This window comes from Sphingomonas sp. (assembly GCF_041661885.1).
In the GTDB taxonomy this organism is placed as follows: Bacteria; Pseudomonadota; Alphaproteobacteria; order Sphingomonadales; family Sphingomonadaceae; genus Sphingomonas.
Genome location: NZ_JBAZTL010000016.1, coordinates 1 through 20,532 on the forward strand (window position 1 = coordinate 1; position 20,532 = coordinate 20,532).

A 20,532-nucleotide genomic window follows, 5' to 3' on the forward strand; every position below is an offset into this window, starting at 1 on the left:
CATGCGCCGAAAGCCGCTTGAGATGCTCTGATAAGCCGAACAATCCTGCCTGACGCATCGCTGCCTCCTGTCAGGCCAAATGAATCAAATCAGACCGGAAATGTCGAGGGGTTGTTGGAGGTGCCCAAGTGACGACGCATATGCCTTCTGAAGTAAAACCTGATCCGTCTATCAGCCTCGACTTGTCGGATGAACACGGCGCGGAATCTCGCTTGCACTCCGACCTACCGACCGTGCGGACGCTATCCTGAGAGCGCGCGACAGGCACGCGGGTCACGGCATCTTGTGGTCAGCGATCGACCCGTAAGAAGATCGCTTTGTCGTCGACGCCCCTCGGGTTCTGCAGACGCGTGCACGACATTGCGCGAAGATCGTTCACCCCGTCATCGTCCGTAACGACAATGATAGACTCATTGCGTGTCAGGAGTTCCGCGACCGGCACCGCCAGGACGTTCGAATTACCCAGCGTATTTGTTGCAAGCCAGTTCTTGAGATCGTTAGGGTCAACGACAGCTCGCAGGCTCACATCAATCAGCGCGATCTTGAACTGGCTGCCACTCGGTCCGGTCAAAAATTCAGGCAGCCCGCTGGAAGCCAGGACGGCCCGCATAGAGCCTGAAACATCAAGTGCGATAATTTGGTGACCGTCCGATGCTCCAGTTGGTAGTCTTGGAACCGGATGGCCTACGATCTCGCGCACCAAATCACGGAACTTCGCGAGCGGCGCAAAATTATCAGGCATCAAGTGGCCAATCATCAGGCAGCGTTTGCCTATCGCGTCCGGCAGGTCATTGAATTCGTCACCGACCGGCCCGTAATTGACAAGCACGATCGAGGCACGAGGATGGCCACGACTATAGTCGATTAGCGCGTCACGGAAGTTGCGGCGCGATCGCTTCTTGTAGTGCTTCACCTCCACCACCAGCACGCATTCCGGATTTGAAGCGTCCTGCGTCCAAAGCCCGAAATCCGGCTGGGCACCTTCTATGCGGCTTTTGCCGACTGGATTGGTCAGGGCGACACGTCGCTCGGCAAACAGGCTTAGCCTTGGATTGGCGCTGTCGATATCTGCTATCCGGGCTTCGCCAAACGCAAATCTGAGCTCACCGTGGCTTGAGAGGATTTTGATGTCGTGATCGTCTAGCGACCCCGCGATCTGTGTCGCCACCCACACGCCATAGGTTTCGTAGCGCTGTTTCCAAACCGGGAGCGACAGCAGCCGCTCAAGGTCCTTGACCTCGATCTGGCCAGGAATACGCCGCCGCGCAAATGGCGCAAATCGCTCGACGAGCTTTCGCGCGATTGCGTGAAGCTCCTGGTCAGGGCGTCGAAGGAGATTGGCCAGGTAACCCACGTGCGATCGGAGCCAATAATCCGTTTCGCTCTGCGCGATTGTCCAGGGATGAAGGGCATCGTCATCGATTGACCTGTAACCGCGGGCGCGATGCTCCTGCAGCATTGCCTCCCGGCTGAAACCTTGCCGTCGGATGATCGTCACGGCCGCAAGAATTACAGTCGCTGCGTCGGACAGTCCGGGTGGGAATTTGTCCGGCATGATGCTCGCCGGGAAGGATCCATAACGACCCTCATCGTAGTCGGCGAGCCACGCATCGACGTCGGGGAGGCCCGTCGTCGCTCTCGCACCATGATCCATGCCGTCGATCAAATAATCATAGCCACCGACCTCGGCGCGAACATCGTTCAAAATGAAGGCATGGCGCCGATTGAGCGCGGGAACCTCGAACTCGGCGTCGATCTTTCTCCAGTGCTCGAGGAACTCCTCGAAGTGCCGGAAATCGAGGAACTCGTCGCCGACACTCACACGCCACTGCGATTGCCCCTGATGCGCGCCAGCCATCTCAAAGAAACGCAAGATGTCGCTAAACATTGCGACGAAGGGCTGGATCGACGCGAACAGGGCGGACAAAAACGCATCCGTCGATGCCTCGGCCAGCGCAGTTTCTAAATCAGGCGCGCCCGGATCGAGGCGCTCTTTTAGTTTCTCGACAAGGCCATCATCGCGGTCGTCAAGATCTAGGCCGCCCGTCTCGCGCAGCGCGCGCCAAGCTGACAATCCATCCCGATAGATGCCGTCGACCAATGTACGTACCCCTTTCAGCCGAGTATAGCCGCGAACTTGAGCGGGGTCGCTAAATTTGAAGCTTTCCGTCCCTGTCGGATCCGTTCGTCTTCATCAACGACGCGGTTTCGATGACGTCTGGCGCTTTCTCCGGAAGCCCAAATGACGATGCCTCTAGCGAGCTAGGAAGAAGGACCAGTCAGGCAGAATTACTGCCATTTAGCCACAAATGCCAAAGAGCGATATTGCCGGGAGTGCCCGCGCCGACCACTGCCGGATAGCGAAAACTGCGGAGATGGTGGGATGATGAGATAGTCGATCGCAGTCCAATGGACGCTGTTGGCAGCCGATGAGTTTGCCAAGGATCTGGTCTATGTTCAACGCCTCCAGCTAGGAAGGGAGAGAGGTCGTTCTCAACGGACGAGCCATCTCGAATATAGGCGATCATGATCGCTTCGCTGTTCGCCCAGGCATATTGACCAGCGACAAAACGGGCGATCCCGTTGCTGCAATAGAGATCGACACCCTTGCCAGAAACATGGTCGATGAGCTTGCATTCGACGACGACCGGAAACGAGGGGTGCTTGCCTGTTAGGTAGATCGAAAGATCGGGCCGCTTCTCCAGATGGGTTCCATCGAAGCTGAGCGATTCCTTGCCGCGCGCGACGGACGAAACCAGTTGGGACCAGAGGGGGTCTTTTCTCCAGAGACCATTGAGGCGTGATTCCATCAGGGCGTTGATTTCGGCCTCGCTGCCGTCGGTCAAAGCTTGGCTTTGTTCGTCTTTCAATTCCTGCCAAACCCGCGCCACCGTCTCGAAGATCACATCCAGATGGGCTTCAGCGATGGGATCGAGCGGCAGTCTTTGCCCGCAGGTCAGTTCTGCAATTTGATTGTCGCGTGGGCGAAGGGTCGGACTCCTCATTTGGCGTTTTTGCCGGAGAGGAAATCGACGTGTTCCCACACGATGCGCCTCGCGGCGAGACGCGCCTGGCTCGGGGTCCAGTAGCGCGCTTGGTTAAGGCGCCCTAAGATGAGACGATTTGCTTGCTCGTCGACATAGACAACCTCGGTTGCCGAAAGTTTATCGGCGAGTTCGATAGCCCGCATCCAACCCACGTCGATTGCGGCCTGATCTCCGACGTCGCCGCTGATTAAAACAAAATGCCATGGCGACAGGGCCGGCATGGGAACGCGATGGATCGCTACAGGCCGGCCAAAGCGCGCCCCCCAAGGCTGAAGCTCGGCATAAAGCCGTTTATTGAACGCCGCCTGCTGTGCGGTCGTTACAGGCGTTTGGCTCGCCTTCAAATTAGCGGAAAATGGAAGCCGATACCGAAGTGTATCGGAGATGGTCTCCACGTCTTCCGGGGTGAGGCCGAATAGAGCGCCAATCCAGCGATCGACTTTCTCCCATCCTGCCTCATCGTCTTCTTGCACCAATGCCTCGAACAGGCTGGCAGATATATTGCGATCCGCGGTCGATAGCTCCTCGAATACGGGGACAGGAATCTCGTCGATGATGAATTTCTCGACGACTTCACGTTCAAAGCCGAACCGGCCGCTGGTAATAAGCGCGTGCCAGAGTGCGATTTTGCTACCGATAACCAACGCCAGATAGCGAGCCAACTCACCGCCATGCTCATGTGTATGGGTGCTGTAGCCATGGAAGCTTTGGTTGAAAACGACACTGTCGAGCGCAACGGATGTCCTGATCCGTGCATGATGCACAGGGGGCGATTCACGAACTATCAATAGCGGGCCCGTGAACAACCACTCAGGACGCGGGTCGTGGATGCGTTCCGCGTCGAAGCGTTTGAGGTTCGACACATCGACAAGCAGGTTGGTTTCGAGCCTGCTGGGGAGTTCTGGAAGGTGGTGAAGATAGTCAGCGGCTGCCCCCGGCAGCTTAGCGCCCTTCCGGGTCCGGCTGCTTTTCCTTAGCCGTTGATAGCCATTGCCGGTGTATTGCGCTCGCCCGTGATAGACGCCGAATACGGATCGCCAATATTCATCGAGCGTCGGAAAGGCCTTGGCAGAAATCCTGTCATAAAGTTCCAGGTCAAGTCGCGTTCCCCGGAACAGGATTTTCAGCAGTTCGGGGCGCTGGCGCACATCCTGGCTTGTTACGATTTCAGCATTTGCGGCATCAATCCGCCAAGCGCCGCTTTGGTTCAGCGGACCTTCAAGATGTGGGCTCGTGAAGCGGAATCCGGCGCCGACCGATGGTACGGCGTTGCGCGCGAAGAGGAGGCAAAACGGCGCAGTGATCTCCGGCCATACCCTCGTGCGGCGTAACTCTGTGCCGTTCACGATTCCGGTCACATCGAGAGCACCGAACAACGCGTTACGCGCTGCCGGCATGGTTTCGCCGCGCTGAAACAGAAGACGGGCATGCAGTGCAAATGCGATCTGGCCGCCCGGGCGAGCCCACTCCATGGCCCGCCAGACGAATGGCAAGTCCAAGACTTCGTTAGGAATGGGTGCGCGTATCTTTGCGTCGCCGGTCCTTTCGCGAGCAAGACGCGAAACCCGCTCTTCCAGCGATGACCAATTCGAAAGCTTTGTAGCTGTCGCCCAAGGGGGATTCCCAACGACAAGGTCATAGGCGGCGTGATGCTCAATCCCGACTTCATCGCCGAGGCTGCCAAGATCCTTGGATGGAGCCGCGTCGAGGTTGTCACCGAACTTGCGGAGCACATCTGGGCGGAGATTCTTGAATCGCAGTTTTTGTAAAGGCTCGGGATTGGGATCCAACTCGATCGACATCAAATAGAGGCCGAGTGCAGCAAAGCGCAGGGCAGATTCGTTGATGTCGAAGCCGGTGATCTGGCCGTACAGAATTTCCCTCAGCGTCTCAGTGTCGGGACGCCTTCCGTCGTGACGCCACCGTTCACCGACTAATTGCCGGAAGGCCGTAAGTAAAAAGACGCCGGCGCCGGCCGCGGGGTCGAGAACCCGCGCCCGATGTGTTTTGCCTTCGCGGCCGAGCGCCGCAAACGCGGCGCGGACCATCAGGTCGGCGATGTGTCGTGGCGTGTAGTACCCGCCTTCCGTTCGCTGCTTCTCCGGCTCGTGATGACTGAGGTATCGCTCATAGGCTTGACTGAGAACGCCCACAGGAATGTGGGCAAAATCCAACATGTCCCATTTCTCCTGCCAGCCTAATTGTAGCTGGCCGCCCGGCGCGCGCCGGAGAATGTGGCCAAGAACGTCAAACGCCTGCTGAGGAAGCGAGTTTATCGTTGTCGCCGTAAGCGGCAGAAAATCCCCGTTGAAGGTTTCGTCGAGCCACGCAGAGGTGTCGACCGCTGTTGGAGCGGAGTCAAAAAGCGCGGCAGCGCCATGGGCCGCGAGGGCGCATACAGCTTCTGGCAATATGTCGCGATCGGCAAGAAAACGGACAAACAGCGCACGCCCGACGAGAGAGATGGCATCGCCGTCAGCGATGGCCAAACGGGCCAACTCGTCAAGTGCGCTAGTGAGAAGTCTAAGAATGACGTCGCTGATCCAGCGCCGATTGGCCGACGTTTGAGGCCGGAGGTTCCCGAGGTGGGGAATAACTATCCGCCGATCGCTATTCGCATCGCCGATTGAAACGCGCGCTTGGGCGGCATCTCCCTCCAGGCCAACTTGGTATATCGTCATGCCGCCAGGCGTTACGACTGCGAGGTAAGGAGCGTCGCCACGCATCGCTACGAGGCGACGTATTCGGCTTAGCCGTTGAGGATTGCCGTCGAGCAGCGCTCCGTCGACCAGGAACAGGAGCGGCCTGTCCTGCCATTCGTACACCCCGCCTAAAGCCGCTAGATCGAGATCACCGGCTACCCGCGCCGCAGTGAGTGTGGCGTAGGGAAGCAGCTCGGGCCCATCGAGATCGAACTTCAGCAGCGACGCAGGATCGCCGCCATACTGCTGAAGGATATCGTCAAAGGCGATCATGGGAGGCACCCATGCCTTTCTTTGAGGCTTGAGGTAAGTCTCGATCGATAAACCCGCGCTCCACACGACGTATTTGCGTGTCTCCCGTGGTAGTAAGCTGCCAGATCATCGGTCGCCACGTACCGCCCGCTTTGCTGTATCGATCCATAATGCACTCCCACCTCATGGTCGAACGTCCCGATGGGCACCCGCGCATCCGAAAGCTGATTGAACATCTCAACCTAGCGCAGACCGGCCAACGCCGATGAAGGGGAAACACTCCCGACGTTGACGATCAAGCCGACCGGCAATGATCGCCCCCTTTTCGCAGCTCATCCAGGTAATCCGACCACCACTGGGCCATCTCCACACGCTCCTTCCAATGGGCCCCGCGGTGATAGGCCGCACGCACCTTGTCGCTGTCGCCATGCGCAAGGGCGCGCTCGATGGCGTCGGGCGACCACTTGCCGGACTCGTTGAGGAGGGTACTCGCCATCGCGCGGAATCCATGGCCGGTCATTTCGTCGCTGGTGTATCCCAATCGGCGCAGTCCGGCATTCAGGGTATTCTCGCTCATCGGCCGCGACCGGCTGCGGACCGAAGGAAAGGCATAGCCCGACGGCCCGGTAATCCCGCGCAGATAGCTGAACAGTTCAACCGCCTGCCGCGACAGCGGAACATGGTGGGGCTTTCGCATTTTCATTTTCTCGGCCGGGATCGTCCACAGGCCAGCCTCCAGATCGAACTCGCTCCATTCCGCGTGGCGTAGCTCACCGGGGCGGACGAAGACGTGCGGCGCGATCTGGAGCGCGTTCTTGGTGATGCCGAAGCCCTCATAACCATCGATGGCGCGCAGCAGCTCGCCGACCCGTTTGGGCTCGATGATGGCGCCGTAGTGCGTGACCTTGGGGGCAGCCAGCGCGCCGCGCAGGTCGCGCGTGGGATCCGATGCCAGCCGTGCCGTCGCGACGGCGTAGCGGAAGACTGCGCCCGCCAGTTGCAAGGTGCGTCTGGCGCTCTCCAGATTGCCCTTGCGTTCGATCCGGCGAATGGCGGCGAGCGCGTCCGCTGGTTCGATGTCAGTGATCGCCAGCCGACCGATCGGCCCCTCCAACAAGCTTAGCAGATATTCGCTGCGGGCAGCGGTCGCCGGCGCCCAGGGCTTGTGCCCATCGCGCTTGCGCTTGTCGCAATATTCGGCGGCGACGACAGAGAAGGTGCATGCGGCGAGCGCCTGCGCGCGCAGCCGCTCCCTCTGTTTCTCGCGCGAGGGGTCCTTGCCCGTGGCGAGTTGCTCGCGCGCTGCATCACGTCGCTTCCGGGCTTCGCTGAGGCTGATTACCGGATAGGGTCCGATGCTGAGCGTTCGCTCGCTGCCCTTGACCCGATATTTCTGCCGCCACAGCTTTCCGCCGCTCGGCTGAACCTGCAGATAGAGCCCGCCGCCATCCGCCAGCTTGTAAGGCTTCTCGCGCGGCTTCGCCTTACGGATCGCCATGTCGCTCAGTGCCATATTCCCCGGGTCTCCTGACGCGAGGCCCCCACTTTGGGGGCCACCCACATTGACCAGCTCGGTTGAGGCCCCCAAATGGCCCCCAATCTGCCCGGCTACGCATGGATGCGCGCAACCTTCACTGGTCTGATGGAGGGAAAATACCGCGGATTTCAGCGGGTTGCAAAGCCCTGCATGGACGTCGGTGGATGGTAGGATGGAGCGGGTGAAGGGAATCGAACCCTCGTCGTAAGCTTGGGAAGCTTCTGCTCTACCATTGAGCTACACCCGCATTTCAACGGCTTAGTCTGCGGACCGAACGTAAATTTACGCCTAGTTTTGCGGTGATACCGTCGATGGACGCGTCCCTGCCACATTCGCGGCTGTCCGGTCAACGCATTCGCGACCAAGACCAACGGTTAAATTCAGCACATGCCCCCGGCTCAGCGACGTATCGTCAGCGCAATTCCGCTGAGGATCAGGATACTGGCGCCCGCCAGACGAAGGCCGATCGCCTCACCCAGCAGCGCGGAAGCCCCCAAGGCAGTGATCGCGGGCACCAGAAGTTGCAGCGTGGCCGCGGTGAGTCTGGTGATCTGTGGAAGGAGCGCGTACCATAAGACATAGCCCAGCGCAGACGTCGTCGAACCCGAGACGATTGCAAGCGCCCAACCCATCGGCGTCAATCCAAATGGCAGCACCGCGAGGGCGACAAGGCCGAGAACCGCCGCGCCGGTGAAGTTGCGCGCGGTGCGCGCAACCGGTGCCCCGTCACCGCTGTTGACCGTGCTATAGACGCCCCACGCAATCCCCGCGCAGCCCATGAGCAGCGCCGCATACACGGGGGGGGCGGTAAGACCAGGAAACAGCAACCAGCACAGGCCCGAGAACGCAAGCGCCAACCCGATCGCCTGGATCGGCCGGATCCGGTCCCCCCGCCAAAGGCCCATGCCGATGATCGTCGCCTGCACGGCCGCAAACAAAATGAGGGCACCGCTCGCCGCCCCGATCGAGACATAAGCGAGGGCAAATCCCAGCGCATAGACCAGCAAGGCGATGACGGTCGGTGCGTCGCGTCGATGGGGAAGGATTGCAAATCCACGCACGGCACCGAGCCCCGCGAGCAAAATCGCGCCCGATACGAGCCGCACGGCTGCGAAAGCCCCGGGGCTATTCCCCGAATCTAACAGGACGGCGCGCGCGAGCAAAGAATTGCCCGCAAACGCCAGGAGCGCGAGGGGCGCGATAAGCCAGAAGGGCAAACGGGACGCGTTCATGCCTGGTCAACCCCACGCAGACGCACGGAGTCCGCAGCGATGACGGCCCAAAACACCTTCTGCGCAAATTTTTTCAAACGGAATACACCCCTAATCAATGTCCATCCCATGAAATTATAACTTTTAACGATATAAATCCCGCCATTATTATAATTAAATTTGATAGATATCCTCATTAATTTTAATACATCAAAGTATATTTGAAATATTGTTCTATTTACACCAAGACGAGAGCAGAAAATCCGATACGTTTGTCGCAAACGACCGCAAATGCTCCAGATTGGTCGGGCGGCGGAGGATGAATTGCGGCACGGTCGAAGCGATCGTGGCCGATTGCAAGAACAGGCGCCCCTCCTTTCCCATTTCCTGCGCGGCCTGCAAACGATAGATATTCCGACGTACCATTTGTACCGCACGCGCTCCAGCGACAGGCTCGAACATCGCGCTGCCGTCGTCCAACGCCGTCTCCAATTGGCAGATCGCTGAAATCGGGCGCGGGGCTGCCCCGAAGGCACCTCCGACATGGCGTTCGAACTTGTCCATGTCGAGCTGAGGACGCACGCGTGCACCAGCCTCGACGCCCAAAGCACGCAGGCTGTCGCTCCACAATTTCTGAGTGGGGGTTGTCGACAACAGCATGGCGGATTCGCCGCTCAGATCAATGACCGAAACATCATCGGACAGGAGCGGATGGCCCAATTGCAGCAACGCCGCCGCCGTTGTAGATTTTCCGGCACCGGAATCACCCATGAACGCCACCGCGCGGCCGCCGATTTCAACTGCGCTGGCGTGCAGAGGGAACAATCCGCGCTGATGACAAAGCAGCCCGAAAACCGAGCCCTGGATAAATAACGCGATGTCCCTGTTCGTGGCTGCTGGGTTCGCCGCGAAGGTGACCCGCCGCCCGTCCTCTACCAGAAATGTGCCGACCCTCGGGAATTGTACACGGACGGTGGCGTCGCCTGCGACCTGAAACGTGTTGCCGTGCGCGCCGGGGAGCCGATCGGGTACGGGGCCCGGCGCTATTGTAACGTCCGGTGCGCCGCCGCCTTCCCATGCCGGAACGCCGGGCAGGACGAATTCGCAGGAGATGTGCAAACCGGAGAAACAATAATGAGGCATTCGATATCCCGGGATGTGGGTATGAGGTCGGACAACGTCCGCCAAATCGCGCATAGCCCGTTACCCCCGGTTACCTCATCTCATTTTTTAAAATTTCGGACGCGGGGAGGGAGTGTTGTGATTTCCTGTTTGGAGGATACGCAAAACTTGCTGTTTGCCGCTGATCCTGTCAAAGCAGTTACAGGATCAACGTGTAGGTGGAGAACGACCGTGGATAAAGAAAATGTCGTCGCGACCGAAACTTGGTTCCAAGTAGCTCGCGTTGCGAAACTGGGCGCGTGGCAAACTCCTGATCTGGAAATTTTGCAGATTTCGGCGACCGCGTCGGGACGTGGCAGCCAGTGCGAGGGATCGACTTTTACCAATACTTCCTGATTGGGCGCTCTTTCGCTGTTTCTCACTGAGTGAAACGACGGGTCATTTTGCATGCAGTAAGGTGCGGGTGTAGGCTTCTGATTGACTGCTCCGCGAGGCTTGCGGTTTTCGCTTGATGCTGTCAAAGAGTGTACCGGGTAAATGGGTGTGGGGAACACATATAATGGATAAGCGCGAAGCTGTTTCGGTCGAGTGCCCGATCAATCTCGCTAAGGTTGCAACGCTGGGCGTGTGGCAAACTCCGGATATGGAAATTTTGCAGGTGTCGGCGACTGCGTCGGGTCGCGGCGCCCAGTGCGAGGGATCGGTTTTCACCAACACTTCCTGAGGGCGTGAGCTTTTTGTTGATAGTGTAGGATCAAGACGTTGATGCTGGGCATTGTCGGCGGCAATGCCCATTATTTTTTGCACCCAGAAGGCTTTGTTTCCGACTCTGGCGGAAGCGAGGTGGATGTTACGACAGTCGCGCGAGACCGGGTCGTTCTTCGCCAGCGTGCTGTACCAACTACGCTCGAGGCAGTTGGAGACGTTTTACCCGCAAGCTTTGCGGATGGGCGCTACGTACTTGGCTTTGATGGGCGTCTCGATAACCGTATAGATCTTTCGCGTGCGCTTGGAATCGAGCGCAGCGCAGGGCTTCCCGACAGCGCGCTCCTCGCGGCGGCATGGGAAAAATGGCGGGGCGGCTGCCCTGCCCATCTGCTCGGCGACTTTGCGCTTGCCGTCTGGGATGATCGCGAGGGGTCGCTGACACTGGCGTGCGACCAAACCACCGGCGGACGGCCGATTTTCTATCATGCGACAGGCGACCGCATAGCCTTTTCCACCAATCTCGCGATGCTCCTCAGCGTGCCGGACGTGCCCCGCGTCGTTGATCCTGAAAATCTCGCCAGGGCGGCGCAATGGCATTGGCCGGCCGATGGTCGCACCTATTTCCGCGATATTGGCCAATTACCGCCGGGCGGGCGGCTGTGCTGGTCGGCGGGGCGGTACACCGTTGATCGCTATTGGCAACCCGATTGGTCGAGCCGCGTCCGCTATCGCCGTGACGCGGACTATGTTGAGGCGGCCCGCGAATTGCTCGACCGAGCGGTGGCCGCACACAGCCGCGTGATTGGGCCGTTGGTGTGCGAACTTTCGGGAGGCCTCGATTCGACAGCGGTAACCGCAACCGCCGCACGCCAGCATCCCAATCAACAGCTTCACACCGTCACCGCCGTTTCGGACGATGGCGCGATCTTGCCGCGCGAGGAATCCTACGCCTTCCATGACGAATGGGCGCGGGTGCAGGCGGTTGCGACCCAATATCCAAACCTCTCCGCATTGCGTGTGCCAGCGGCGCTGATGCGGGCCGACATGGCCGATCCGCACCGCCAGTTCGCCCGCACCGGTATGCCCGGTCCCAACCCGTTCGACAGGAGCTGGTTTGATCCGGCACGAGCCGAAGTCTCGGTACTCGGCGCGCGCAGCGTGCTGGTCGGGGCAAGCGGCAACCTTACCTTCTCCGCTACTGCGGCGACGCATCTGAGTGATCTTGCCGCCAACGGACGGTGGCTCGCACTGCTCGGACACGCGGCGCGGCTGGCAAATGCTCCGGGCGGCGCGAGCATGGCAGGGCTGTTACGCGTCGCCGCGCGCGAAGCCCGGTCAGGCGTCCCCGCGCCCAGCAAGCCCGACCTCGGGCCAGCGATTGCGGCCCGCTATCGGCGTGGGTCGACGCTGGCGCTCCCTTCCGCTCCGACGCACTTGGCCGCGGAACGACAAGGTTTTTTTGAGCGCACGGTGGAAAGCCGCCGTATAGCCAATGGTACGTCGCGTGCGCTCCACGGTGTCGAAACGCGGGATCCATTGGGCTATTTGCCGCTGGTCGAATTCTGCTTCGCCATTCCGCCCGAACAATATCTGCTGGGCGGGGTTCACCGCTCGCTCGCGCGGCGCGTGCTGAGCGACCGCTTGCCACCGCTCGTGGTCCAGGAACGCCGGCTGGGTCTGCAATGCCCAGAGATCGCCGCGCGGATCGGTAGTCAACGCGATTGGCTGACCGATACACTCGCCCGTGTCGAGCGCTCGCCCCAGGCCGTGGACATTCTTGATACCGCCTGGATTCGCGCGACGATTGCCACAATCCCGCATGATCTGCGCGAAATGGGGCCGGACTTCGCAACGCCGCTGCGTCGCGTCGCCGCCGCGCTTCAGGTCGGGCAGTTCATCCTGTGGGTCGAGGGGGGCTGCCCCGGGCTGGAAACCTTCTAGAGATACCCCAATCGCGCCATTACGGTCCCGTGGTCGCGTTCAATCCGGGCGACCTGAGCGGCTGACAAAGCCTCGCGCCACCCGCCTGCAATACCGCTACGAAAGAAACGCTGCGCGGTCTCCGGACGTTCGGCAAACCCGAATTGCTCCTCCTGCGCGCGCAAAACCTTAAAATCGGTCGCACCGACCGCCGCCGAGATCGCCGCAATCGACGTCGGCATACCGATGCCTTCGGTTACGCGTCGCAGCACTGCCGCCATGTCGCGCCGCATGTCTTCATATTGCACCATGATCGGCTGGCATGGGCCTCGGTCGAGCCAGCTTTCAACATTTTCGCTCCAACTGCCGATCTGTTGTTCGAGTTGCAGCGGCAGGGCAATGGTCGCCTTGCTGGCGATCCGCCCGGATTCAGCCATCAGCGCGATCACGTCGTCGATCGTGCCGCCAACATGGCTGGCAAGCGAGACAGCGACATCGCGGGGGTCGCGCACAATATACACTACGCCCGCCGTTGCGCTGGCGGGGAAGATCGGCGTGCCATCGGGGCCGTGGGTGCAGGCTTCGTGCGTTTTCCATAAAGCAGGCACGCCGAGTGTTTCGGCGACAAGGCGATACGCTGTCGCCCGCGCCGCCAAAATCTCGCTCGCCGTCAGGTCTGCGCTGTCGATGTCGAGGACGCTGTCAAAATGGCGTCGCGATGCCGATATCGTATCATCCCCCCCGCCGAAGCGGTTGATATCGACGGCAACGCCCCCTTCCCTCGCGCTGGCCAATGCGAGGCGCATCCAAGTATTGCCGGATTTCAAATAGGAAGCGAGCCACACGATTCCGCTCATTCGCCACCCCACAGTCCTGCCGATGCGAGCATCTCGGGCAGCGCCTGCGCGAAGGGACGGAGCGCGTCGAAGGTCATAGGGCGGCGCAGGGTGGCTTGCGGCACGCTCGCTGCGATCTTCGCAGCCTGTAGGAACACCGTCGGCTCAAGCCCCATTTTCTGCGCCGCGTGCAACCGCAGGGCATGGCCGCGCACCGCCTGTAGCGCCGCAGCGCCGGTCGTGCGCTCGATCACGGGTCGTGCGCGCACCAGACGATCGAGATGGCATATCGCGGCGAGCGGGCGCGGCTTTGCCTGAAAGGCGGGCGCGACGTGGCGTTCGAACTTCTGCATTGCGGGGTCACTCCGCACCCGCGCACCCGGAACGATATCGAGCGCGGCCAGGCTGTCGCGCCATAGCCACTGCACGGGTGCCGTTGGCAGCACCAACGGACCACCGGCGGCGGTGGCGTCGATTACCGAGACATCGTCGGAGAGCAAGCGATGCCCCGCATCGATCAGCGCCGCGGCCAAGGTTGATTTTCCGATTCCAGATATGCCCGCCAGCGCGACCGCGCGCCCATCGATTTCAACCGTGCTCGCGCGCATCGCGAACAACCCGCGTTGCATCCACAAAATCCCGCAGGCCGCTCGCAACAGAAACAGCGCCACCGCGCTACTCTCTCCACCCGGCGTGGGGGCAACGGTAATCCGCCGTCCCTGCTCGATGCGATAGGCCGCAACCGCGCTGATTTCGACCCGCGCCTGCCCGTCACCCGCAAGTTGCAGGAACGGCGCGACATAGGTTGCGCCGGGCAACCTGTCAGGCACGGACCCCAGCACGATCTCGATATCGGCGGAGCGCGTGTCACCCGACCAAGGCAACACATCGGGCAGAGCGAGCGCCGAGGCCACACGCAAGCCGCACAGATGATATTCCAAGATCAAGCGACGAGTCGGATCAGCCCGGCATCCTGTAATCGTGCGGCGAAACCGAGAACTTCGCGCTCGATTTGTTCGGGCGAAACGGTGAATTCACGCGACAGATCATGACACAAATCACGCAATGTCCTTTCCTGCTCCAACCGTCGCAGGATCTCGGAACCCATTGCGTTGAGGTTCACATAGACCCCATTGGTGATGTCCAGCACCACGGTCTCTCCATCGACCGTAGTCGAAAGCAGATCCCCACCCGCGCGAACCCGATCATCAAGCGTCAACACGTTTCGTCATCCCCCAGCATATCCCCGCCCGGCGCATACTGCACCGGCGAAATCGACAGCGATTTGCCGCCCGTGAAATCCTTGTAGCTTTCATCGCCAAGCTGATGCGCGATCTGTACCATCCGCAACCGAGCCGCCGCGTCGCGTTGCGCCTTGGGACGTCCGGGCTCACTGGGTCTGACGAACTGGTCCAGCAATGCGGCCTCGACCGATTCAAGCGCCGGGTCGAAGGAATATCGATCGGAAGGGCCGCACAACCGCTCATAATTCTGGCACCCCCGCCGAATCTCCATCCGAACCTCCGCGCCGAGCCGTTCGTCCGCCGTAACAGCCGTTCTCACCGCATGATAGATCGCGCGTGTTTCTGCCAGATCGCCGCCATAGACGATCCCGAGATAGACGTTGGGACTCACCTGATTGAGCGCCTCGACCTTGATCTTGGAGGTGTAAGGGGTAGCGTCCATCACCTCCTTGAGCGCGAACAGAGCCCGCAAGCTTTCGGGATGAATCCAGATTTTGTAGCAGGCACGGCACCCATAGGGCACCTGCGCTTCGCCATAAACGATGGTAAACAGAAAATGATTGAGGAAACGGCACGGTGCCGAGAAAGTGCCTTTTGTGGGTATCGTCGGAGCATCTGAGCTCAATAGCTCCGACCCGGCATCATCCGCACTCAAACCGAGGCGACCATCGCGAAACTGCACGAGCCGTCCATCGGCGATGCCCTCAGCGATTCGTTCGTCGATAGTGCGCCCAGCGATTTTGAACGCCCCAACCGCGGCAGCTAGGCCCGATGGCGGCAAAGAGGCGGGCGATGGAGTCACGCTTTTCTCGTGGCAGAGAGCTCAATGCTGCGCAAGCACCCTGCCTGCGGCAAAGCGGATTGAAGTCGCCTCCTTACGATATCCTTCGGAAAGGCCTTCGAACCGCCCCGGTTTTTCCGCGCCACGGCATCAACATCTCGCTACCGTTTTCGAGCACGACGATTGTGTTGGGAGTGGTCTCGACCACAACAGTGATGGGTAGTCCTGAGATCTAAAGATCCGGACTGCGGCAGGAGTCGAAGCCCCCCCCCACTCAAGGGTCCGTCGCCGGGGCGAGCGCGCGCCGGACGACAATTTCGGTCGCACCGCCCCCTTCGGACACGATTGCGAACCCGGCTTCGTGCTCCAGCGCGAGGGCGGCGCGGTTGTCGGCGCTTTCGACCGACTCGACCGATCGAATTCCTTCCGCCTCGGCATAGCGCAGCACGTGCTGGACCAAGGTCCAACTGATGCCCCTCTCCTTGAAATCGCTCCGCACCGATACCGCCAATTCAGCCCGGACTCGGTCCGGGTCGGCCGCCAGCATCGCGGTCGCCACCAAGGTGCCATCGGGTATGAATGCCAGGAAGTTGATCGTTCGCCGGTAATCGATTTGGCACATCGCGGCGAGGCGATCCCGCCCAACCGTACGCAGGCCGGTCAGAAAACGGAAGCGCAGGTCTTCGGGCGAGACATGCTCGAAGAACGTCGCCAGTGCGGGCTCGTCGGTGGGCAGCACCGGCCGGACATGCAAGCGGATGCCGCTGCGCGTTTCGAGATCGGCCGACCACTCCATCGGTGCCGGCCGGATCACCGCACGCGACGCGCGCGCTTCGCCCGACAACGCGATCCGGCCATCGACCGCGATGACCCCGCCAGCATCGACCAGCAACGGATTGATATCGAGCTCGGCGATATCGGGCACATCCGTCGCAAGCGCGGCAAGCGCGTTGAGGGAGCGGATGACGGCGGTACGATCGGCTGCGGGGACGTCGCGATAGGCGGCCATCAAGCGGCCCATCCGCGTCGAGTCGATCATCGCACCGGCCAATGCGTCGTCGAGCGGTGGCAGCTCCAGCGCCCGGTCGGCAATGACTTCGACGCTCTTGCCGCCGCTGCCGAAAAGCAGCACGGGGCCGAAAGTCGGATCGTCGATGATCCCCAGGATCGCTTCGCGCGCATTGGGCCAGGCGATCATCTGTTCGACTTCGAATCCCGTAATCGTGGCCTCGGGATGCTCGCGTGCGACGCGCCGCGCGATCCGCTCGGCCGCCGCGACGGCCGCGCGCGCGTCGGCCAAATCAAGCTCGACCCCGCCAACATCCGACTTGTGCGGCAATTGCGGCGAGACCAGCTTGATCGCGTAGGGCGGCGGTACGGCGGCGCACACGCCCGCCACCTTGGCGGCGGTTTCGGCGAGCCGGGCGGCTGCCACAGGAATACCATAAGCCGATAGGATCGCCTTGACTTCGTCTGCGGCGAGGATGGTTCGCCCTTGCCCGCGCGCGGCGGCCACAATGTCGCGCACGCGCGCGCGATCCCTGTCGGGAATGCTGACGCCCGCAGGCGCGCGCAACAGCGCGGCGCGCCCACGCGAAGCGGCGAGCAGATAGCCGTAACCGCGCACGGCATCGTCGAGATTGTCGAATACGGGAATTCCCGCCGCGTCGAACACCGCGTGGGCGGCACGGGCGTTGTCGGTCCCCATCCAGCATGCGATAACCGGTTTCGTCTGCCCCGCGGCGACTTCCACCACTGCGCGCGCCATCTCGATTCCGCTCGCCACCGCAGTCGGGCAGTGGATTACCAGCACCGCGTCGAAATCGGGCGCGCCAAGCGCCGCCTTGGTCGCGACGCCGAAGCGCTCCGGCCGAGCGTCGCCGACCACATCGATCGGGTTGGCGCGCGACCAGCCTGCGGGCAAATCGCGATCAAGCGCGGCGATCGATTCGACCGACAATGTCGGTAACGTCGCGCCAACCGCAAGCGCCGCGTCGGCGGCGAGTACGCCAGCCCCGCCGCCATTGCTGACGATCGCCAGCCGGTCGCCGCAATGGGGAGAGAAGCGTTCGAGGATGGCGGCTGCGTCGAACAGCTCGGACATGCTCTCCACTTGCACGATCCCGGCGCGCCGGAACGCGGCTGCGTAAACGTCATACGCGCCAGCCAGCGCGCGCGTGTGCGAAAAGGCCGCACCCCGCGCCGCCGCCGTGCGCCCGGCCTTGATTGCCACGACCGGCTTGATCCGCGAGGCCGCGCGCGCCGCCGACAGGAACTTGGCGGCATCGGTGACCCCCTCGACATATAGCAGAATCGCACGAGTCCCGGGATCGGCGGCGAACATATCGATCATATCGCCAAGATCGGCATCGGCCATGTCACCAACCGAGACCACGCCCGAAAAACCGACATGGCGCCCAGCCGCCCAGTCGAGCATCGCGGTCACGAGCGCCCCGCTCTGGGAGATGAAGGCGAGCCCACCAACACTCGCCTGGCGTGGCGCGAACGACGCATTGAGCCCGACGTGCGGCATCAGCACGCCAAGGCAGTTCGGGCCGACGATCCGCAACCCATGCGGCCGCGCCGCAGCGAGGATTGCATCGCGCTCGGGCACATCCTCCAGCCCTGCGGTGATGACGACGGCGACCTTGCACCCCGCCGCGCCAAGTGCGCCAATCGCCTCAACCACGGACTTGGCCGGCGATACGACCACCGCCAACTCCGGCGCGGCCTTCAAGTCCGCAAGCGAAGCGTGCCACGTCACCCCGTCGCGATCCACCCGGTGCGGGTTGATCGCGACAACCTCCCCCTTAAATCCGCCCGCCACGATATTGCCCAAAACGCGCTCGCCCAGCGAACCCGCACGGTCGGACCCGCCCACCACGACCACCGATTTCGCGTGGAACAGAACATCGAGATTGCGAACCGTCATCATCGATCTCCATCGACAGGATCGTGCTGGTGATCGTCCGCCACGCTCGCGATCGCTATCCGTATAGACCCGCATATGCGGCGCTGTTGGGGGGATGGAGCGAGAGCGCACCCAGTGCGCGTCAGCACAAATGCGCAGACGAGCTCACTCGGCGAGAACGTAGCGTCCGGGCGCGTCGTCATAAGGTCCGGGAAACCCTTGAGCTCCGCCCATCGGCGGCGGCGGTGCCTTTGTGGGGGCCTGTGCGATCAGCCAATCATTCCATGCCGACCACCACGAGCCTTCGCGGGAAACAGCTTGCGACAGCCAGGTTTCGGGGTCGACATAGGGCCCATCTGCTGGTCGATCGAGCATCCGGTATCGCCGCCCCGCATGTCCTGGCTCGGACACGATCCCGGCATTGTGGCCACCATTGGTCAGAACGAACGTCGCTGGCGCAAGCGTCAGCAACAGGATTTTGTAAACCGACCGCCACGGCGCTACATGGTCCCATTCGGTGCCGACCGCGAAAATCGGCGTACGGATATCCTCCAGCACGATTGGCCGCCCGCCGACGCGAAAGCGCCCCTCGGCGAGATCGTCGTTGAGGAACAGCGAGCGCAGATATTGGCTGTGCATCGCAAAGGGGAGTCGCGTGCCGTCGCTGTTCCAAGCGGCAAGATCGGTCATCGGCGCACGCTCGCCCATCAGATAATCGTGGATCAGCCGCGACCAGATCAAATCATTCGAGCGGAGTAACTGGAAGGTTCCGCTCATTTGCGCTGGATCGAGATAGCCCCGCGCGCGCATCATCTCCTCGAGCAAATGCACTTGCGCTTCGTCGATGAACAAAGCGAGTTCGCCCGGTTCGCTGAATTCGGTCTGCGCCGCGAGCAATGTCATGCTGGTGAGGCGCATGTCGCCGTCGCGCGCCATTGTCGCGGCGGCAATGGCGAGCAGCGTGCCGCCCAAGCAATAGCCCGCCGCGTGGACGTGCGCCGATCCGGTAATCGCGCCGATCGCATCGAGCGCTGCCATCGGCCCCAACATGCGATAGGCGTCGAGGTCGAGATCACGGTCCGATACGTCGGGATCGCGCCACGAAATGATAAACACAGTATGGCCCTGCCCGACCAGCCAACGCACGAGCGAATTGTACGGCGATAAATCGAGGATGTAATATTTCATAATCCACGCCGGCACGATCAGCACCGGCGTGGCATACACTTCCGGCGTCGTCGGCGTGTATTGGATCAATTCGATCAAGCGATTGCGGAACACCACTTTGCCCGGTGTCGCCGCGACTTCGATGCCGGGCCGGAACGCCTCGGCGCCAACCGGCCGCTCGTGCGCCAGGGTTCGGCGCGCATCCTCTGCCGCGTTCGCAACGCCGTCGAGCAAGCAAAGGCCTCCGGTCGCCACAATCCGTTCGACCACTCCGGGATTGAGCCAGGCGACATTGGAGGGCGAGAACGCGTCAAGCGCCTGCCGCACCATGAAACGGACGCGCGCCTCGTGCGCGGCGGTTACCCCGGGGACATCCGACATCGCGGCGTCCCACCATTGCTGCTGCAGCAGAAACGCCTGGCTGATGGCACCGAGGGGCCATTGCTGCCACGCTGCCACGTCGAAACGGTGATCTTGCGGAGCGGGAGGAACCGCGCGCGGTGCTTGGTCGCCCACCGCGAACACCTCTGTGGCATAGGTTGTGAAGCGAACCGCTTGGTGCACCGCCTCTGTCGCCAAGTGGAGTTGTCGCCCGGGGGCCAGCGCAAGGTGCGTTGCCCAGTCGCCAAACGCACCAATGAGCGCCGAAGGCGCCAAGCCACCGGTCATCGCCGCCACGGCGGCGCTTGCCGCATGATCGATCCCGTCGAAAACCGCGCCGGACGAGCACGCCCCATCGCCCGCCGCTTGATCCGTCCGTGCCGCGTCCGCCATGTGATTTCCGCTCGACGATTGTGTGACTACAGGGAACCGCGGTTGCCAGCGCTGCCGATCCGACGGCGCCCCCGCGCCGCTCAACGGGTTCAATCCTTGTCTAGGTGTCCGGCGACATCCCGCCCTCCCCTCATTCCCTCCGTTCATCCCCTTTGGGCGTTGGCGATAAAATCCGTGTATTCCCGTACGCCGCGCTCTCAGAGTCTGATCGGAAATTAAGTTGAGTGGTATCAGTTGGTTAGCTTGACGTCTAACCAAGTCGTTGATTCAGGGGGTTTTGCTACAAACTTCCGGAGATCGACGATGTGGACCGACACCAC

General features: G+C 61.6%; 15 protein-coding genes and 1 tRNA gene. 3 read left to right on the plus strand and 13 right to left on the minus strand.

Features of this window, described 5'->3' with window-relative positions:
- Positions 1 to 289: 289 nt before the first annotated feature.
- The 7 genes from WC704_RS17500 to WC704_RS17530 form a co-directional block, all read right to left on the minus strand.
- Positions 290 to 2,101: a hypothetical protein gene (locus WC704_RS17500; protein WP_372892282.1), complete on the minus strand. Its 1,812-nt coding sequence runs from the start codon at positions 2,099 to 2,101 to the stop codon at positions 290 to 292.
- A 178-nt stretch (positions 2,102 to 2,279) separates the two neighbouring features.
- Entirely contained in the window at positions 2,280 to 3,005 is a 726-nt protein-coding gene (locus WC704_RS17505; RefSeq protein WP_372892284.1) for a hypothetical protein, read from the minus strand.
- Complete coding sequence (locus tag WC704_RS17510; RefSeq protein WP_372892286.1) at positions 3,002 to 6,022, minus strand: class I SAM-dependent DNA methyltransferase; 3,021 nt, start codon at positions 6,020 to 6,022, stop codon at positions 3,002 to 3,004. Before WC704_RS17510 ends, WC704_RS17505 begins: the two co-directional genes overlap by 4 nt.
- Positions 6,023 to 6,296: 274 nt before the next feature.
- On the minus strand, positions 6,297 to 7,514 hold the full coding sequence (locus WC704_RS17515) for a tyrosine-type recombinase/integrase (RefSeq protein WP_372892288.1): 1,218 nt from the start codon (positions 7,512 to 7,514) through the stop codon (positions 6,297 to 6,299).
- A 197-nt stretch (positions 7,515 to 7,711) separates the two neighbouring features.
- Positions 7,712 to 7,785: transfer RNA gene (locus WC704_RS17520), tRNA-Gly, on the minus strand.
- A gap of 151 nt (positions 7,786 to 7,936) precedes the next feature.
- Entirely contained in the window at positions 7,937 to 8,770 is an 834-nt protein-coding gene (locus WC704_RS17525) for a DMT family transporter (RefSeq protein WP_372892290.1), read from the minus strand.
- A gap of 213 nt (positions 8,771 to 8,983) precedes the next feature.
- Positions 8,984 to 9,946, minus strand: a complete 963-nt coding sequence (locus WC704_RS17530; RefSeq protein WP_372892292.1) for a hypothetical protein — start codon at positions 9,944 to 9,946, stop codon at positions 8,984 to 8,986.
- A gap of 156 nt (positions 9,947 to 10,102) precedes the next feature.
- On the opposite strand from WC704_RS17530, the gene WC704_RS17535 reads away from it, so the two are divergent.
- The 3 genes from WC704_RS17535 (at position 10,103) to WC704_RS17545 (ending at position 12,520) form a co-directional block, all read left to right on the plus strand.
- Positions 10,103 to 10,267 carry a hypothetical protein gene (locus WC704_RS17535; protein ID WP_372892294.1) on the plus strand — a complete coding sequence of 55 codons (165 nt, stop codon included), beginning with the start codon at positions 10,103 to 10,105 and terminating at the stop codon, positions 10,265 to 10,267.
- 163 nt (positions 10,268 to 10,430) lie between these two features.
- On the plus strand, positions 10,431 to 10,595 hold the full coding sequence (locus tag WC704_RS17540; RefSeq protein WP_372892296.1) for a hypothetical protein: 165 nt from the start codon (positions 10,431 to 10,433) through the stop codon (positions 10,593 to 10,595).
- A 119-nt stretch (positions 10,596 to 10,714) separates the two neighbouring features.
- Positions 10,715 to 12,520: an asparagine synthetase B gene (locus tag WC704_RS17545; RefSeq protein WP_372892298.1), complete on the plus strand. Its 1,806-nt coding sequence runs from the start codon at positions 10,715 to 10,717 to the stop codon at positions 12,518 to 12,520.
- Here WC704_RS17545 and WC704_RS17550 read toward each other — a convergent pair.
- From WC704_RS17550 to WC704_RS17575, 6 genes are all read right to left on the minus strand, one after another.
- On the minus strand, positions 12,517 to 13,356 hold the full coding sequence (locus WC704_RS17550) for a sulfotransferase domain-containing protein (protein ID WP_372892300.1): 840 nt from the start codon (positions 13,354 to 13,356) through the stop codon (positions 12,517 to 12,519). The genes WC704_RS17545 and WC704_RS17550 overlap by 4 nt on opposite strands.
- Positions 13,353 to 14,282, minus strand: a complete 930-nt coding sequence (locus tag WC704_RS17555; protein ID WP_372892302.1) for a hypothetical protein — start codon at positions 14,280 to 14,282, stop codon at positions 13,353 to 13,355. Before WC704_RS17555 ends, WC704_RS17550 begins: the two co-directional genes overlap by 4 nt.
- Entirely contained in the window at positions 14,279 to 14,557 is a 279-nt protein-coding gene (locus WC704_RS17560; protein ID WP_372892304.1) for a PqqD family protein, read from the minus strand. The genes WC704_RS17555 and WC704_RS17560 overlap by 4 nt, the downstream gene beginning before the upstream one ends.
- Positions 14,551 to 15,381: a hypothetical protein gene (locus WC704_RS17565; RefSeq protein WP_372892306.1), complete on the minus strand. Its 831-nt coding sequence runs from the start codon at positions 15,379 to 15,381 to the stop codon at positions 14,551 to 14,553. The genes WC704_RS17560 and WC704_RS17565 overlap by 7 nt, the downstream gene beginning before the upstream one ends.
- Before the next feature lie 253 nt (positions 15,382 to 15,634).
- On the minus strand, positions 15,635 to 18,292 hold the full coding sequence (locus tag WC704_RS17570; protein WP_372892308.1) for a GNAT family N-acetyltransferase: 2,658 nt from the start codon (positions 18,290 to 18,292) through the stop codon (positions 15,635 to 15,637).
- Between the two features lie 144 nt (positions 18,293 to 18,436).
- Positions 18,437 to 20,212, minus strand: a complete 1,776-nt coding sequence (locus WC704_RS17575) for a PHA/PHB synthase family protein (protein ID WP_372892310.1) — start codon at positions 20,210 to 20,212, stop codon at positions 18,437 to 18,439.
- Positions 20,213 to 20,532: the final 320 nt, after the last annotated feature.

Excerpts from the sequence above, each read along its gene's own strand:
- WC704_RS17505 (WP_372892284.1), bottom strand. The coding sequence starts at position 3,005 with ATGAGGAGTCCGACCCTTCGCCCACGCGACAATCAAATTGCAGAACTG.
- WC704_RS17510 (WP_372892286.1), bottom strand. The coding sequence starts at position 6,022 with ATGATCGCCTTTGACGATATCCTTCAGCAGTATGGCGGCGATCCTGCG.
- WC704_RS17515 (WP_372892288.1), bottom strand. The coding sequence starts at position 7,514 with ATGGCACTGAGCGACATGGCGATCCGTAAGGCGAAGCCGCGCGAGAAG.
- WC704_RS17525 (WP_372892290.1), bottom strand. The coding sequence starts at position 8,770 with ATGAACGCGTCCCGTTTGCCCTTCTGGCTTATCGCGCCCCTCGCGCTC.
- WC704_RS17530 (WP_372892292.1), bottom strand. The coding sequence starts at position 9,946 with ATGCGCGATTTGGCGGACGTTGTCCGACCTCATACCCACATCCCGGGA.
- WC704_RS17540 (WP_372892296.1), top strand. The coding sequence starts at position 10,431 with ATGGATAAGCGCGAAGCTGTTTCGGTCGAGTGCCCGATCAATCTCGCT.
- WC704_RS17550 (WP_372892300.1), bottom strand. The coding sequence starts at position 13,356 with ATGAGCGGAATCGTGTGGCTCGCTTCCTATTTGAAATCCGGCAATACT.
- WC704_RS17570 (WP_372892308.1), bottom strand. The coding sequence starts at position 18,292 with ATGACGGTTCGCAATCTCGATGTTCTGTTCCACGCGAAATCGGTGGTC.
- WC704_RS17575 (WP_372892310.1), bottom strand. The coding sequence starts at position 20,212 with ATGGCGGACGCGGCACGGACGGATCAAGCGGCGGGCGATGGGGCGTGC.